We start from the raw sequence: 14978 nt of genomic DNA, 5'->3' as shown, positions 1-14978 counted from the left end.
TACTCGGAGAGCTGTACGGCAAGGGTTCTGCACCGAGAGTGCTACGGTGCGTCTGCACTGTGTTTCCAGTGCGCCTCCAGTGCGTCTGTGCGGCGTAAACGTCAAGGTTCATGCCGATGGTGAAGAAACCTTCACTTATTGTCTCAACGATTCTTTATATAACCTAGTCAAACTCGTATTACGGAACATTACGCGTAAATAACAAAGCACCCAACCACAGAAAAAGGGAGCCGCACCGCCGCAGATAAACTGCAACGGTACGGCTCCCTCGGTAGAACCTATAGGTTCTTAGATTCCGGAACCCTAGATTTCAGGGCTTTCCTTCAGCACACCCGTGCTGTAGCGGTACACGAACGCCGCCATAGCGTCGCGGTGCACCGGCTCCACGGGGCGGAACGAACCATCGGGCCAGCCGGTGGTCACGCCCTGCTCAGCCAGCCACGAGATCTCGCGGTAGAACTGCTTGTCGGTCGGAACGTCCGTGAAACGAGCCTGCGCGGGGGCAGTGTACTCGGGCGAACCTGCGTAACGGTAGAAGAACGCAGCCATCGCGTCACGGTTCACCGAACCCTCCGGGCGGTAGGTGCCATCGGGCCAGCCGGTCGTGATGCCCTGAGCCTTCATCCACTCAATCTCCTTGTAGTAGGGGTGGTTGAGCGGAACATCCGAGAAGCTCGGGGTGGACGGTGCGGTGTACTGCGGCGAGCCGCTCATACGGTAGAAGTACGCAGCCATGGTTGCGCGGTCCATGTTGTTCAGCGGGCGGAAGGTGCCGTCCTGGTAGCCACGGTCAATCTGACGGGCAGCAATCCACGTGATTTCACGGTAGAACTGGTTATCCGCCGGAACGTCGGTGAAGCGCGCATCGTGGATGGTACGAGCCACCTTCACGACCTGCGCACGGTCGCCAGCGGCAACACCGTTAGCGGTCTTACGGCCGCTCAGGTCACCGGTCGCGTTGTGCATGTGCAGGAACAGAGCCTGACGCTCCTTGTTGTTGTTCTTGCGGTGAACGGTCAGCTGACCGCCGTCACGGTCCACGAACAGGCCGGGCACGCCCGACTCCTCACCGGTGAACCAAACACCGGGGTTGAAGGGGGAGTACTCGATAGCCGAGGTGGTGTCCACGTAGGAGTTACCCTCGTTGTGCCAGGTGTCAGTCTGCACCGTGTACTTGATGCTCTGAGCCTTCTCAGCGGTCAGACCCAGGTCCTTCAGCGGCACACCCAGAATCATGGTGTTGGTGTCCATGATGTTGGTGTCGGTGTCGCCCCAGGCGTTGTTCAGCGGGTAGCGAGCCACCACGGTGGATGCGTTACCGGAGATGGACCAGACCTTCACCAGCGGGTAGTCCAGACCCTTCTCGCGGGTCACCTCCAGAACGTAATCTGCGGCGGAGTCGTTGTTCGTATCAATCTGAACCTGTACCTGACGGCCCCAGTGCATAGTGTCCCAGGTGCCCCAGGTCGAAATGCCGAAGAACAGAGAACCATCGTTCGGGTTCTTACCGGCAGCCTTCAAAGCCGGAGCGTCCGAGGCGGCACCCACATACTGCAGGTCAACAGCCTGGTTCGACGGCAGCTTCAACTGACCGGACGGAATACGGTCACTGACCGCACCCAGCTCAAATGCACCCAGCAGCGAACGGTAACCACCCTGGTTCAGGGTCGTACCGCGCAGAGTCACCGTGGACTCCTTATCGGCAATGCCCTTGTAATCAATACGGGAGGCATCAACACGCATCTTCGAGACGGGCTTCGGTGCCACGTGAATCGACTGGCGGATCGCCTCGCGACCATTCTCAGAGAAAATCAGGCGACCAGAAGCGCTCGCAATGTACTGGCGCTTACCGGCAGCCAGAGTCTTACCGTTCGTCCAGTCCTGAGCGACCTGGTCGGCGCTCATTGCCGGGTCCATGGTCTTCTCCAGCTTGGACGGGTCAATACGCACGGTCACGGTCACGTTCTTACGCTCACCGGCACCCACGCTCACCTGCTGCGGGTAGGAGTACTCCACACCCGGGATGGTCGTGCTTGCCTCGTAGCTCAGAGTGTAGGTGTGAGCCTGCGAATCGGTGTTGTCCAGCACGATTTCACGCTGAACAGTCTGAATACCCGAATCGGGGGTATACTCCAGCACACCAAACGCGGTCGAAACACGCTCGGGGGTCTTCGCATCGTATGCGATAACCTTCGCGTCCACGGCGGCGCGAGCATTCACCATGCCCGTACCCACACGATCCACCGCGTACTGCGCACCCTGCTCATTCTTGATCGGGGTGGACGCGCCGTTCATCAGCGCAGCCTTAATCATCTGCGGGTTGTAATCCTGATGCGCCTGCATCACCAGAGCGGCAACACCGGCAACATGCGGGGTCGCCATGGAGGTACCGGTGAAGGAAACACCCTTATTACCCATACCCACAGCGGCAGACACAATCTCAGTACCCGGTGCCGCAAGGTCAGGCTTAATGAAGCCGTCAGAACCGTGCTGACCGCGAGCACTCGAGGAATTCAAATCAAAAGCGTGCGAGTGAGGACCGCGGCCCGAAGCCTTGTAGTCCAGGTTCATCTCAACGGTCACCGGACCGGCAGCCAGAGCCTTCTCCAGGTCCTTCGTCGAAGAAGCAGTCAGACGCAGACCCGGAATGGTCGCATTACCACCAATGCCGATCGTGTAGCGCTCAGCCTTACCGGCCATCACCACGCCAACACCGCCGGCAGCCTGAACGTTATCGAAACGCACCTTCGAACCGCACGGGAACGTCAAATCGTCCTGATCCCACTCGAAGTAAACCCACTTACCCTTCAAAGCCTTCGCCTCTTCAGCGGTGAAAGCCTCGCAAGCGTAACGGTTACGCTTCGGTGCGGCAACAACCTCGCCGCGCAGCTGATCAGCGGATGCCTTCGAATAATCGAAGTTCACCGAATAATCACCCTGCAACCACTCCAAACCAGTCTTTGTGGTCGCGCGGACACGGTCAATCGGCTGAGTGGAGCCGTAGGCGTTCGCCACCGACAGCGCCGCAGCCGCATTCGCCGGGCTACCCGAATCGGAGTAGGTGTCACCCACACCGTTGTAGTTATTGGCGTTACCGGCAGCAGCCACAGTGAACACACCCTGGCGCGCCATCGTATTAATCATGTACGACTCAGGATCGTCAGCCGGGGCGAACTCGCCACCGAGCGACAGGTTCACAATATCGGCGCGGTCAGAGAAATCACCGTCACCATTCGGGTCCATCACGGTATCAAGCGCCTTCATCACAACACTCGAATTGCCGTAGCAGCCGAACACACGAATCGCCAAAATCTGAGCATCAGGAGCAGTACCGGGGCCAATGGACATGCCCTTCAGCTGCTCCTCCGTCAGGTTCTTGTAATCGCCACGGTAAGTCGTACCGTTCGCCGTCACACCATAACCGGCGGCAGTACCCGCCACGTGCGTGCCGTGACCGCCAGAACCGAAACCATCCGGGCGGCAATCCAGCGGGTTATTATCCGGCTGCGGAGTCGACTTCTCAGCCACCGACGCATTGTAGTCATCACCGACCAAATCAATGCCGCCAATGAACTTATTACGATCAATCAGACCCGAATCAGCGGACGGAAGCTCCGTCATCGCCTTAGCCTTCAGGTACGAATCCACCGTACCGGGGCCACCAAAATCAGCGTGCGTATAGTCAACACCAGAGTCAACAACCGCAATCTTCACGCCCTTACCCGTGTACCCCGTATTCTCACGAGTCCACGTGGCAAGAGTCTTCGTATCAATCTCGCTACCGGAGTTCATACGCTCCTTCGCGATAATCGGCGAAATACGCTCCACATCCGGGCGCTCCGCCAACGCACGAATCTGCGCAGCATCACCAGTAATCGCCGCACCACGCATCGCATTATGCGTGGTGTACATCAGCTTCGCGCCAGAAGCAGCCGCCACAGACTGAGCCTGCGACTGCACCTGAGCTGCAATAGCCTGCACCTGCGCCTGACGGTTCGCCGGCGCCTCCTTACGTGCCAGAACAGCCGCGGACTGGGTCTGCTCATACGCGCCCTTGCCCTTGAACTGCACATACACGGTGATTTGGCCTTCAGCCTTCTGCAGACCCGGGCTGATACGCGAGGCCGCGTTACCGGATGCGCTCGCAGTGCTTCCTTCGACCTGCTGGGGGCTCTGAGCGTGAGCTGCAGAGAAAGTGGCGGGAACGCCGAGAGTAAGGGCAAGAGCCGCACTCAAACCGGTCGCACCGACAGCCTTCATTCTGCGGCGTGGCGCATGAGGCGTTGTCATGGAATCCTCCTTCGGATTTTCTATTTTTCGGTAATGCTGTGTGCTCTGTGGTTGTGTATCGGTGATACGCGGAGGCGGCCCCACCGGCAGACGACGAGTGAGTGCATCCGCCGGTGAAACCGCCACCAAAACTTGAGAGGTTCCGGGATTTTCAGGCCCCGGATCCTGCCGGTTCCGGGTGCCCCTCCCACCTCCATGTAGGGGTAGGAGGGGGCAGGAGGTGGGAGGGGATCCGAACCGTTTGCTACCGGTTAGCTACCGTCTAGCGGCCGGCCTGGTTAGCAACCTTCTCGGTGTAGCGGTAGATGAATGCCGCCATTGCGTCGCGGGCAATGGGGGTCACCGGGCGGTAGGTGCCGTCCGGCCAGCCGGTGCTGATGCCCTTCGAAGCCAGCCACGTGATTTCACGGTAGAACTGGTTATCGGTGGAAACATCGCTGAAGTGGCTGGTCGCGGGCAGATCCACGTGCGGGGAACCCGCTGCACGGTAGAAGAACGCAGCCATGGCGTCACGGTTCACCGGTGCGGAGGGGCGGAACGTGCCGTCCGAGTAGCCGGTGGTGATGCCCTGAGCCTTCATCCACTCAATCTCCTTGTAGAAGGGGTGCGTGGTGGGCACGTCCTTGAAGCTCGGGGTGGAGGGGGCAGTGAACTGCGGGGAACCCTGCATGCGGTAGAAGAACGCCGCCATTGCGCCACGTTCCACGGACTCCAGCGGGCGGTAGGTGCCGTCCGGGTAGCCGGTGGTGATGCCGCGCTGAGCCAACCAAGAAATCTCGGTGTAGAACTGGTCGCCGTTCTTCACATCGCTAAAGCGGGACGGAGTGATGTACTCGGTCTGCTGCTCCTTGATGTTCAGCACCTCGGCGCGGTTGCCCTTGGCGCCGTTGGTGCCGGAGAGGTCGCCGGTGCCGTTGTGCAGGTGTAGCAGCAGCGCCTTGGCGGGGGTACCGGATTCGCCGAGCGCGGGGATTGCGTCAGCGGAGCGGTGCGCCGTCAGGGTGGTGGTGGGGGCATCCGGGTGGAGGCCAGCCACGGCGGAGGAATCGCCGCTGAACCACAGCTTGGGGCTGAAGGGGCGGTACTTGATCCAGCCGGTTTCGCTGACGTTACCCCACTCGTACTGGGTGGTTGCGCTGACTCGGTACTGGATGTCCGGGTTGTTTGCGCTGGTCAGGCCCAGGTCCTTGAGGGGCGCACTCATGATGAGGGTGTTGGTGTCCATCATGTTGGTGTCCACGTCACCCCAGGCGCCATTGAGCGGGTAGTAGCCGAGCTCGACGAGGTTGCCGTTCTTGTAGCCGTAGAGGCGAACCAGCGGGTAGTCCAGGCCCTTAGCGCGGTCGGTGACCAGCTTGTAGTCGGCGCGGTTGTTGCCGTCAGTATCGATTTCTACGGTGAAGGTGTTCTCGTAGGAGACAACATCCCAGCTCGCCCAGGTGGAGATACCGAAGCGCAGGGTGCCGTCATCAGCGTTGCCGCCGGCTGCCTTCAGCGCGGGCGCATCCGAGGAAGCACCGACGTACTGCAGGTTCGCCTTAACGTTGCTGTTCAGCGACAGGGAGGTGGGAGCCACACGGTCCACGCTCGCACCGTACTCGAACGCGCCGAGCAGGGAGCGGTAGCCGCCCTGGTTGACCTCGGTGCCGCGCAGCGAGATCTGGGACTTGGTCCAGCCGGTGTCTGCCTTCTGAGCCTCATCGCTGGAGGGCTTCTGGGTGAAGGTGACGGTGTCTTCGGCAGCGTGCATGGTGCTCACGGGCTTGGGTGCCACGTGAACGGGCAGGCGCAGTGCCTTGGTGCCGTCTTCGGTGAGGACGAGTCGGCCGGATGCGCTGGCAATGTACTGACGGTACTGTTCGGGAACGGTTTCGTTGCCGGTGTAGTAATCAGTTGCGTTCTGGGTGGTGTCCATTGCTGCGTCGCGGGTCTTCTCCAGCTTGGACGGGTCGATGCGCACGGTGACTTCGAACTTCTTAGTTTCACCGGGTGCGAGGGTGACCGCGGAGGGGAAGGAGTATTCCACGCCGGGAATATTAGTGCTTTCAGCGTAGGACAGGGCGTAGGTGTGCGCCACGGAGTCGGTGTTCTCGACCGTCACCTCGCGGGTGAGGGTCTGAACGCCAGCATCCGGTGCGTACTCGAGCACGCCGAAGCTCAGAGACACGGTACCGCTCTTGTCAGTGTTGTAGACGAGGGACTTCGACTGCACGGCAGCGAGGGTATCGACTCGTCCGGCGCCCACACGGTCCACCGCGTATGCGGCACCGGATTCAGTGCGCACATCGTGGGTCGCGGTGTTCATGAGGGCGGACTTGACCTGTGCGGGGGTGTAGGTCGGGTGGCTCTGCATGACCAGGGCGGCGGAGCCGGTCACGTAGGGTGCCGCCATAGAGGTGCCGCTGAAGGTCACGGAGTTGTTACCGGTTGCCACCGCCGCGGAGGTGATGTACGAGCCGGGTGCCGCAATGTCGGGCTTGGTGTAGCCGTAGCTGCCGTGGAAGCCGCGGGCACTCATGGGGTTCAGCTGATCCAGCTTGTCGGTGTCCACGCGCAGGGAGGACTTCAGCTCGTTGCCGAGGCGCACGGTCAGGGGCTTACCTGCCGCTTCTGCTGCGGTGATCTGTGCACGCAGGTCCTTAGCGGCGGATGCTGCCAGGCGGAAACCGGGCAGGGTGTCGTTACCGGCAATACCCAGGCCGGGCTCTTCGTCATGGCCTGCAAGCAGTACGCCCTTGGCGCCTGCCGCCTCCAGGTTGTCGAAGCGCACCTTGGAGCCGCAGGCGAGTTCACCGTCATCTTTAGCCCAGTCGATGAGCACCCACTTGCCCTTTACAGCTACCGCTTCGTCGGCGCTGAGGGCGTTGCAGGCGTAGCGGTTGTTCTCGGAGATTGCGGTGAGTTCACCGGTGAATTCCTTGGTGCCCGCCTGTGCCCAGGGGTAGGAGACGCTGTAGTCGCCGCGTACCTTGCGGGTGGTGCCGGTGGCGGGGTCGGTCAGCTCTGCCGCATCGACGGCGCGGGTGGAGCCGTAGGCGTTCGCTACGGTGATTGCGCTGGCTGCGGTGGCGGGGTGACCGGAGTTGGAGTAGGTGTCGCCGCGCAGGCTGTAGTCGTTGGCGTTACCCGCGGAGATCACGGAGAGCACGCCGGCGCGGGTGAGCGCGTCAACGGCGTAGGCTTCGGGGTCGTCCTGCGGGGAGAATTCGCCGCCGAGGGACATGTTGACCACGTTCACGCGGTCGGAGAAGTCGCCGTCACCGTTGGGGTCAAGAGTGCGGTCGAGCGCCTCGATAACGACGTTGGTGCTACCGCTGCAGCCGAAGACGCGGAAGGCGTAGATTTCAGCGTCGGGGGCGACGCCGGGGCCAATCTTCATGGTCTTGAGCTGCTCTGCGGTGAGCTTGCTGTAGTCGCCGGTGAAGGTGGTGCCATCGGCGTTCACGCCGTAGCCTGCCGCGGTGCCCGCCACGTGGGTGCCGTGGCCGCCGGTGGTGCAGTCGAGCGGGTTGCCGTCGGGAACAGCGGTGTTGCTGCCGTCGTAGGCGTCACCAACGAGGTCGTAGCCGCCAGCAACCTTGGTGCGGTTGATGAGCCCGGAGTCTGCGGAGGGCAGCTCGGTGAGTTTGGATGCCTTCTCGTAGTCTTCGAGCTTGCCGCTACCGCCGAAGTCGGTGTGGGTGTAGTCGATGCCGGAGTCGATGACGGCGATCTTCACGCCCTTGCCGGTGTATCCGCCCGCGCCGGCGGGGTTGGTGGTGCCGGTCCAGGTGGCGAGGGAGCCTGCGTCAATGGCGGCGCCCGCGTTCTGGCGGTACTTGGGCAGGATGGGCGAGATCTTCTCTACGTCGGGGCGGTTGGCGAGTGCCTTGATGGAATCTGCGTCACCGCGCACTGCCACGCCGCGTACTGCGTTGTGGGTGGTGTAGAGGACCTGCGCGCCGGACTGGCTGCTGACCTGCTGTGCCTGGCTCTGCACCTGGGAGGCGATTGCCTGCACCTGTGAGCTGGTATTGACGGGTGCCTGCACGCCGGCGCGTACGCCTGCGGGCTGGGTCTGTTCAAAGGCGCCCTTACCCTTGAAGCGGACGAAGGCGGTGACGGTGCCGCTGGCGTTCTTCATGCTTTCGCTGAGTACCTGCTTGACGGCGTCGGGGTCTTCCGCGGCGTGGGCGGTGGTGCCCAGGGCTGCGAGGGGGCTCAGCGCCATGCTGAGGGTGAGTAGCCCGCTGCCGATTCGGCGTCGATGCGACCGGCCGCGGGGGTTTGGGGAGGCGGTGTGTGTCACGGTGCTCCTTTGCTTGGCTCCCGGGGTGTTTCTGGGAGGCTTGTGGTGTTGTTCTGGTGGGTTCCAGCTGAACTTGAACACACTAGATGTGAACTAGGATACACCTCAAAATGGCTTGTGAAGCGTTTATTACTCCTAAATGCATCAAATTGTGGACATGTTCGACCCTTTTCTTTTGCATGTTTTTCATTTGCATTCGGGTTCAGGTTCTTTTCAGGTTCGATTGTTACTGTAAAACCATCTATTGAACATCTATCAAAAATGATGGGATAGGGAGGGTCGAACCATGGTCAAGCGACGCGTTTCCCCGAAAGAGTCTGTCATGCACAGCTCCCACCTGCTGGCAGCCGGCAGCGCGCTGGAGGTCGAACCGGTCCCGCAGTACGGTCGACCGGGCCCCCTCCTAATTCCCATGAAACTGCTCAACGACCCCTCCGGTCATCAGGGGCAGATGAGCGCGGTCGCCATTCAGCAGCACCTCCCCGACGGGATAGGCCCGCAACGGAAAATCGTCGAGAAAATCTTGGCTGGCCCGGAACACCCGGTGGGCTATGTTCCGCTGAGTGAACAGCTGAAAAACGTGCGGTACACCAGGGCGATTTGGCCTTGTCTGGAGTCCTTGGTTGTGGTTCTCCTGGTGATTCTGCTGAACCCGTTTACGCTCGCTTCTTTGCTCTTTAATTCCCGTGCTACAGACACTGAATTCCTCGAAACAATCGTTCTCTTCCTGGTATTTTCTGGGGGCGTTATAGTTCTCTGGCTTATCCCTATTCTTTGGGCGGGTTTGCTGATCTCTGTGGTGAGTAAAGCAGTACGAAAGATTAGTGCTGCGTTGCGTGAGGGTACGACCTATGAGGATTTCTGGTTTTTCCTCGTGTATAACCGCCCTGTCGACAAGGGCTCCATGTACCGGTACGAGCTGGATGAAGAACCCAATCAGAAAATTATTGGCCCAAAAACACATGCCGCATTGAGCTCTCAGGAGTCGTCATGACCACTAATAACAACCAGCCCATCGAGGACCAGCTGGAGTTCTCGGATGAGCCGGTTCTGCTGATGTCACCGAAGGTCATCCACGGTCGCCCCCGCCCGAGGCTGCGGTGCATCGACAGGGGAGAGGTGCAGGGCATCCTGACCGAGGGCACGTCATCTGCCTGGAAAGTTGGCAAGGTGGTGGGCTATGTTCCCATCGAGAAGTCGCGCGAAACCTTCGACGCGAAGGGCTTCTTCACCGATTGGGACGGCTTCACCTTGTATGTGCTGGGACCGGTACTGCGGATGGCGTTCTGGTCGTCTCTTTTTATCGCGCTGGTGAGTCCGGTGCTCCTCTCCCAGAGCCATATAGAAATCAGTGAAGGCATGGAGCTGGCGCTGATAAATATCTTCGCGCCGTTCTTTTACTTTCCGCCGCTGATTCTGGTTGGGGTCGTTGTAGGAATCTGGTTGCTGTTTCTCAGTGCAGGAAAGTTTCTGAAGGCCGTTGAGGATGCCGTCGAGTCGATGCGCCTGTTCATTGGGCAGCACAAGATTCAGCAGGATTTTCAATTCCGGCTGGTGTACGAGTGCACCCCGCTTGACGGTGGTTCAGCCACGGCGTTGCTGCACCGCATCCTTGAATCGCGCGATGAGGAGGAATCATGACCGCCGATAGTAGCTGGGGGATAGCCCCCGCGCACTGAACACACAGTGTAGATAACACAACAGACACATAACAGCAGACAAGCATTGGAGGAGACCACCGTGGCGGAGCATAGCGAAGCACCGAAAAACCCTCAGAACCCAACCGAGAAGAGCGATAGCAGGTATCAGCCCCTGTGGGATACGGATCAGCCCGCCCCCGATTACTCGGCTTTGCTGCTTCATGGAACGCTGGTTGCCGCGCCGACCGGGGAGATTCCCGAGCCGGTGAAGGAGGTCCTGGCGATACAGAAGGCTCGTTCTGCATCCGCGCCTGCCGATACGGTTACACCCGCCCTGACAGCGCCCAGTCCCGCTGTGCCCGATTCTGCAGCGCCCGCTCTGTCGGTTTCTGCTCCCGCACCCTCTGCGCAGGCTGCAAACTTTTTCCCGTCGGCGACAGGGCACCCGGTGCTGAACCGGCCGCTGTATGGCCGCCCGGGCCCCACAATGCGCCGAATGTCCCCGATGGGCACGGATACTGGTGCATCTGCATACCAGCAGGTGCCAAGTGTGTTTCCCACCTGGCAGGAGGGGAAAGTAGTGGGTACACCGCGACCCATCGGGTATATCTCAGCGACCCCACTTGCGGGCAAGGTGCGTGTATCAGACTTATGGTGGAAAGCCTGGCCTGAGCTCATTGCCCTCTTCTTCGTGGGTGTGGTGTTTAATCCCCTGACTTATCTTCTGTTGGCTACCGTTACAGGGGACCCTCAGATCGGTGGGTATGTCTTCTACTACTTCTTGATGCTTTCTCTGCTGACGATGGGTCTTCCCATGTTCTTGTGGGCTGGTGCGCTGATTTTTGCGCTACTCCGAGTGAGCCGAAAGTATCGGGCGCTGAAATGGAAGGCCATGCCTCTCGGGTCGTTCTGGTTCTACCTGGTGTATGACCGCCTGCCTAGGGATGCCGAGGAGATGCAGGGAATCCTGGGCGCGGCGTCTTCGATGTCTTCCGTGGTGCCAGCCCCTCAGCCGCCGAGTGCCCCGAGCCCTACCTCAAGCCCTGTTCCAAACTCAGCGGATGCATCGTAGCCGACTTTCCGTGGGTCCCTGGGCTCCAGTGGTGCTGAACCCCCGGCAGTGTTAACACGTGCATGTTTGCGCTTGTCGGGGGCTTTTTCTCAGCTTTTATCAGGCAGGTTTCAAGGGACTGCCCAGCGCACGCTGGTACGGTGGTGCCACTAGGAGTATGTCTGGTAAACAAAGGAGATGACCATGGCAGACCGCCCCGCTGTAAAGAATGAAGCCGCAAAGAGGAAAACTGCAAAGAAGGACGAGGCATACCAGCCCCTCTGGGACACCGACCAGTCCGTCCCGGAATACATGACGCTACTCATGGGCGAGCAGACGCAGAAAAATGAAGACGTTGAGCTGCACGAAGCCTCCGACAGCGAAGACTCCGACGGTAGCAACGAACCGGAAGACACCTCAGAAGACACCCCGGAAGATACTCACGAATCTCGCAAGGACGACGAGGCGAACCACCCGGTAGCGCTCGCCTCCACTGAACAGGCTCAGCAAGAGCAGGCTCAGGCAACGCACGCCTACGGCGAGTACGTTCGGCTGGAACACCTCGGTCTGCAACCGGGCGCTATTCTGCCGGTTATTCCTGAGCCGTTCTTCGGCATCCCCGACTCGGAACTTATCGAAATGCGCCTGCTGGACCGCTCGCTTGAATCCTCCGCACCCATGCAGGCGTGCGCCGCCCACCTGAACCCGGTCAAGGCTGAGGAGAACCCCATATCGCGGGCGGCCGAGCTGCAACCGGTGGGCTACGTTCCCATCAATAATCCGTTGGCTGGCTCCAACATTGAAGAGATCGAGGGTCAGCGCACCTTCTGGAAAGCCGTGCTTATTGTCCTACTGATACTGAACCCGTTTGTGCTGGTTCCTTTGGTGAGCATGTTCGATAATAATGCCGGCATGTCGATGCTGTTCTTCTTCATCATTATCGGTCTGGGATCATTTTTTGTGGTGCCGATCCTGTGGATTGTGGGTATTGTTCAGGCTGTGAAGCATAAGAACCGGCTGAGGGAACTCATCCAGAAAACAAAGACGGTACATGCCGAGTTCTGGTACTACCTGGTGTACAACCGCCTGCCGGACGACTACACGGGCATCAACGGATACACGAAGAAACATGGTTTTTTCGATGAGTATGAGGCGCTGAAAAGGCGGGAACGTGTAAAGCTACGCGAGTCTGCGGCACCGCGCGAGGCCGCCGCACAGCGCGAGCCTGCCGCACTACATAAGCCCGCCGCGCATCCTGGCTCACCCGATGTAGAGATACAAGACTAACCTCAAGCCAATCCACACCGTATAACGACCTGCCCCTCCACGTACGTAACACCGCGTGGAGGGGCAGAGGCGTCTTTTTTATGTCATATTCGGGTTTCTTCGTCTGTTGTCCGGCGAGGGTTAATATTCCATTTACTTTGCCTTGATAGGGTGAAACCATCACGAGCGTTGCGACCAAGCCGAGCGAGGCGGGCACCCGCCGAAAACGGCGAGTTAGCCTGCCGCCGCGCCTCAATGATTAGCCGCGCCTCAACGATTAGCTGTATCCACTCATCGATAGATTAAGGAAAAGAACGATGTCCCAGAACCCGAACCCTGAACAGTACAACCAGTACTCCCAGCAGGCACCCTCCTACTCGCAGGCGCCGGGTCAGCAGCCCAACGGTTACGTAGTCTCCTCCAAGGACGACCAGAACATGGCGATGCTCGCGCACCTGGCTTCTGCAATTCTGTCTCTGCTGTCCTTCGCATCCGCAAGTATTCTCGCGCCGCTGGTCATGTGGTTCATCTACAAGGACAAGCCCGGTTACTCCTTCACTAAGGAAGCATCCCGCCGCGCGTTCAACTTCAACTTCTCCCTGTGGGTCATCAGCATGGCTTCCTGGCTGCTGATTATTCTGACCTTCGGCATCCTGGGCATCATCCTGTGGGTTGTCCCGCTGGTTGTGGCTATCCTGATGGTTATCTTCCACAGCCTGGCTGCTATGGCCGCAAACCGCGGTGAGCAGTACACCTACCCGATGACCTTCATCGAGATCATCAAGTAGTCTTCATAAGCTCATGCCGGTAGCGCCCCCGTCCGAATATCGGATGGGGGCGTTGCCGTGCCCGGTGAGGCTCACCGGCACCGGATCTGGCACGCCTACCGCCCCGTCACACGGGACTTAAAGGGACGGGCACGGTATCATTAGAAGAGGTGTGCCTACCCGGATCATGAGGCGGTAGGTCGCCGCCGCGCCGTGAAATCCGGTGCGTATCTTCAAGGCTTTCAAGGAGCACAAAATGTCAGCTGTCGTGATTGTGGGCGCCCAGTGGGGCGATGAGGGTAAGGGTAAGGCAACCGACCTGCTCGGCCCCCGCGTAGACTACGTGGTCAAGCCCAACGGCGGTAACAACGCCGGTCACACCGTGGTGGTGAACGGCCAGAAGTTTGAGCTGAAGCTGCTGCCCGCGGGTATTCTGAGTGATAACGCCGTCCCCGTGATTGGTAACGGCGTGGTTGTTAACCCCGAGGCTCTTTTCGCTGAGATTGACGGCCTTGAGGCCCGCGGTGCTGACACCTCCCGCCTGAAGATTTCCGCTAACGCACACCTGGTCGCACCCTACCACCAGACCATGGACAAGGTGACCGAGCGTTTCCTCGGCAAGCGCGCTATCGGCACCACCGGCCGCGGTATCGGCCCCGCCTACATGGATAAGGTTGGCCGCCTCGGCGTGCGTGTTCAGGACATCCTGGACGAGTCGATCCTGCGTCAGAAGGTTGAAGGCGCACTGCGTCAGAAGAACGAACTGCTGGTGAAGGTCTACAACCGCCGCCACGTTGAGGTTGACGAGATTGTCGAGTACTTCATGTCTTACGCCGAGCGTCTGAAGCCGATGATTGTGGACACCACCCAGCTGCTGAACAAGGCACTGGACGAGGGTAAGACCCTGCTGATGGAGGGCGGCCAGGCAACCTTCCTGGACGTTGACCACGGCACCTACCCGTTCGTGACCTCTTCCAACCCGACCTCCGGCGGTGCGTGCGTCGGTTCGGGTGTGGGCCCGACCCGCATCTCCCGCGTAATCGGTATTCAGAAGGCGTACACCACCCGCGTGGGTGCTGGCCCCTTCCCGACCGAGCTGTTCGATGAGATGGGCGAGTTCCTGCGCACTACCGGCGGCGAGTTCGGCGTGAACACCGGCCGCCCGCGTCGTTGCGGCTGGTACGACGCCGTGCTGGCGCGTCAGGCTGTGCGCATCAACGGTTTCACCGACCTGTTCATCACCAAGCTGGACGTGCTGACCGGCCTGGATAAGATCCCGGTCTGCGTGGCTTACGATGTTGACGGTGTGCGCCACGACGAGATGCCGATGACTCAGACCGAGTTCCACCACGCTAAGCCGATTTTCGAGTACTACGACGGCTGGACCGAGAACATTTCGGATGCGAAGAGCCTGGATGAGCTGCCCGAGAATGCCCGCAAGTACGTGCTGAAGCTGGAAGAGATTTCTGGCTGCCGTATCTCTGCGATTGGTGTGGGCCCGGACCGTGACCAGACCATCGTGGTCCGCGACCTCATCAACGAAGACTAAGCGCAAAAGCTCAAGACGCGAAAGCCCCCGGAAGGTACCTGCACGGTACCTGCTGGGGGCTTTGTGCAGTCTGTGGTGATGTTTACGACGAGTATCGCAGAGAAAATCCAGAGAATTACCCATGGAA

General features: G+C 60.0%; 8 protein-coding genes. 6 read left to right on the top strand and 2 right to left on the bottom strand.

What is annotated here, in order from left to right; all coding sequences use genetic code 11:
* Positions 1-303: 303 nt before the first annotated feature.
* Both HMPREF2980_RS02370 and HMPREF2980_RS02365 read right to left on the bottom strand, forming a co-directional pair.
* Positions 304-4290: a S8 family serine peptidase gene (locus tag HMPREF2980_RS02370; protein WP_070689990.1), complete on the bottom strand. Its 3987-nt coding sequence runs from the start codon at positions 4288-4290 to the stop codon at positions 304-306.
* 262 nt (positions 4291-4552) lie between these two features.
* Entirely contained in the window at positions 4553-8500 is a 3948-nt protein-coding gene (locus tag HMPREF2980_RS02365; protein WP_371440386.1) for a S8 family serine peptidase, read from the bottom strand.
* Positions 8501-8900: 400 nt separating this feature from the next.
* On the opposite strand from HMPREF2980_RS02365, the gene HMPREF2980_RS02360 reads away from it, so the two are divergent.
* The 6 genes from HMPREF2980_RS02360 (at position 8901) to HMPREF2980_RS02335 (ending at position 14851) form a co-directional block, all read left to right on the top strand.
* Complete coding sequence (locus HMPREF2980_RS02360; RefSeq protein WP_049340154.1) at positions 8901-9572, top strand: hypothetical protein; 672 nt, start codon at positions 8901-8903, stop codon at positions 9570-9572.
* A complete protein-coding gene (locus tag HMPREF2980_RS02355) occupies positions 9569-10219 on the top strand; it encodes a hypothetical protein (RefSeq protein WP_070689986.1) in 651 nt (216 codons plus the stop codon). The genes HMPREF2980_RS02360 and HMPREF2980_RS02355 overlap by 4 nt, the downstream gene beginning before the upstream one ends.
* Positions 10220-10918: 699 nt before the next feature.
* A complete protein-coding gene (locus tag HMPREF2980_RS09585) occupies positions 10919-11290 on the top strand; it encodes a hypothetical protein (protein ID WP_246823642.1) in 372 nt (123 codons plus the stop codon).
* A gap of 183 nt (positions 11291-11473) precedes the next feature.
* Positions 11474-12556: a pyruvate ferredoxin oxidoreductase gene (locus HMPREF2980_RS02345; protein ID WP_070689981.1), complete on the top strand. Its 1083-nt coding sequence runs from the start codon at positions 11474-11476 to the stop codon at positions 12554-12556.
* Between the two features lie 296 nt (positions 12557-12852).
* Complete coding sequence (locus HMPREF2980_RS02340; protein WP_070688052.1) at positions 12853-13323, top strand: DUF4870 domain-containing protein; 471 nt, start codon at positions 12853-12855, stop codon at positions 13321-13323.
* 235 nt (positions 13324-13558) lie between these two features.
* Positions 13559-14851, top strand: a complete 1293-nt coding sequence (locus tag HMPREF2980_RS02335; RefSeq protein ID WP_049338292.1) for an adenylosuccinate synthase — start codon at positions 13559-13561, stop codon at positions 14849-14851.
* Positions 14852-14978 lie beyond the last annotated feature (127 nt).

The organism is Rothia sp. HMSC076D04 (genome assembly GCF_001814645.1).
Taxonomy (GTDB): domain Bacteria; phylum Actinomycetota; class Actinomycetes; order Actinomycetales; family Micrococcaceae; genus Rothia; species Rothia mucilaginosa.
This window is presented reverse-complemented; position numbering and strand designations above follow the sequence as displayed.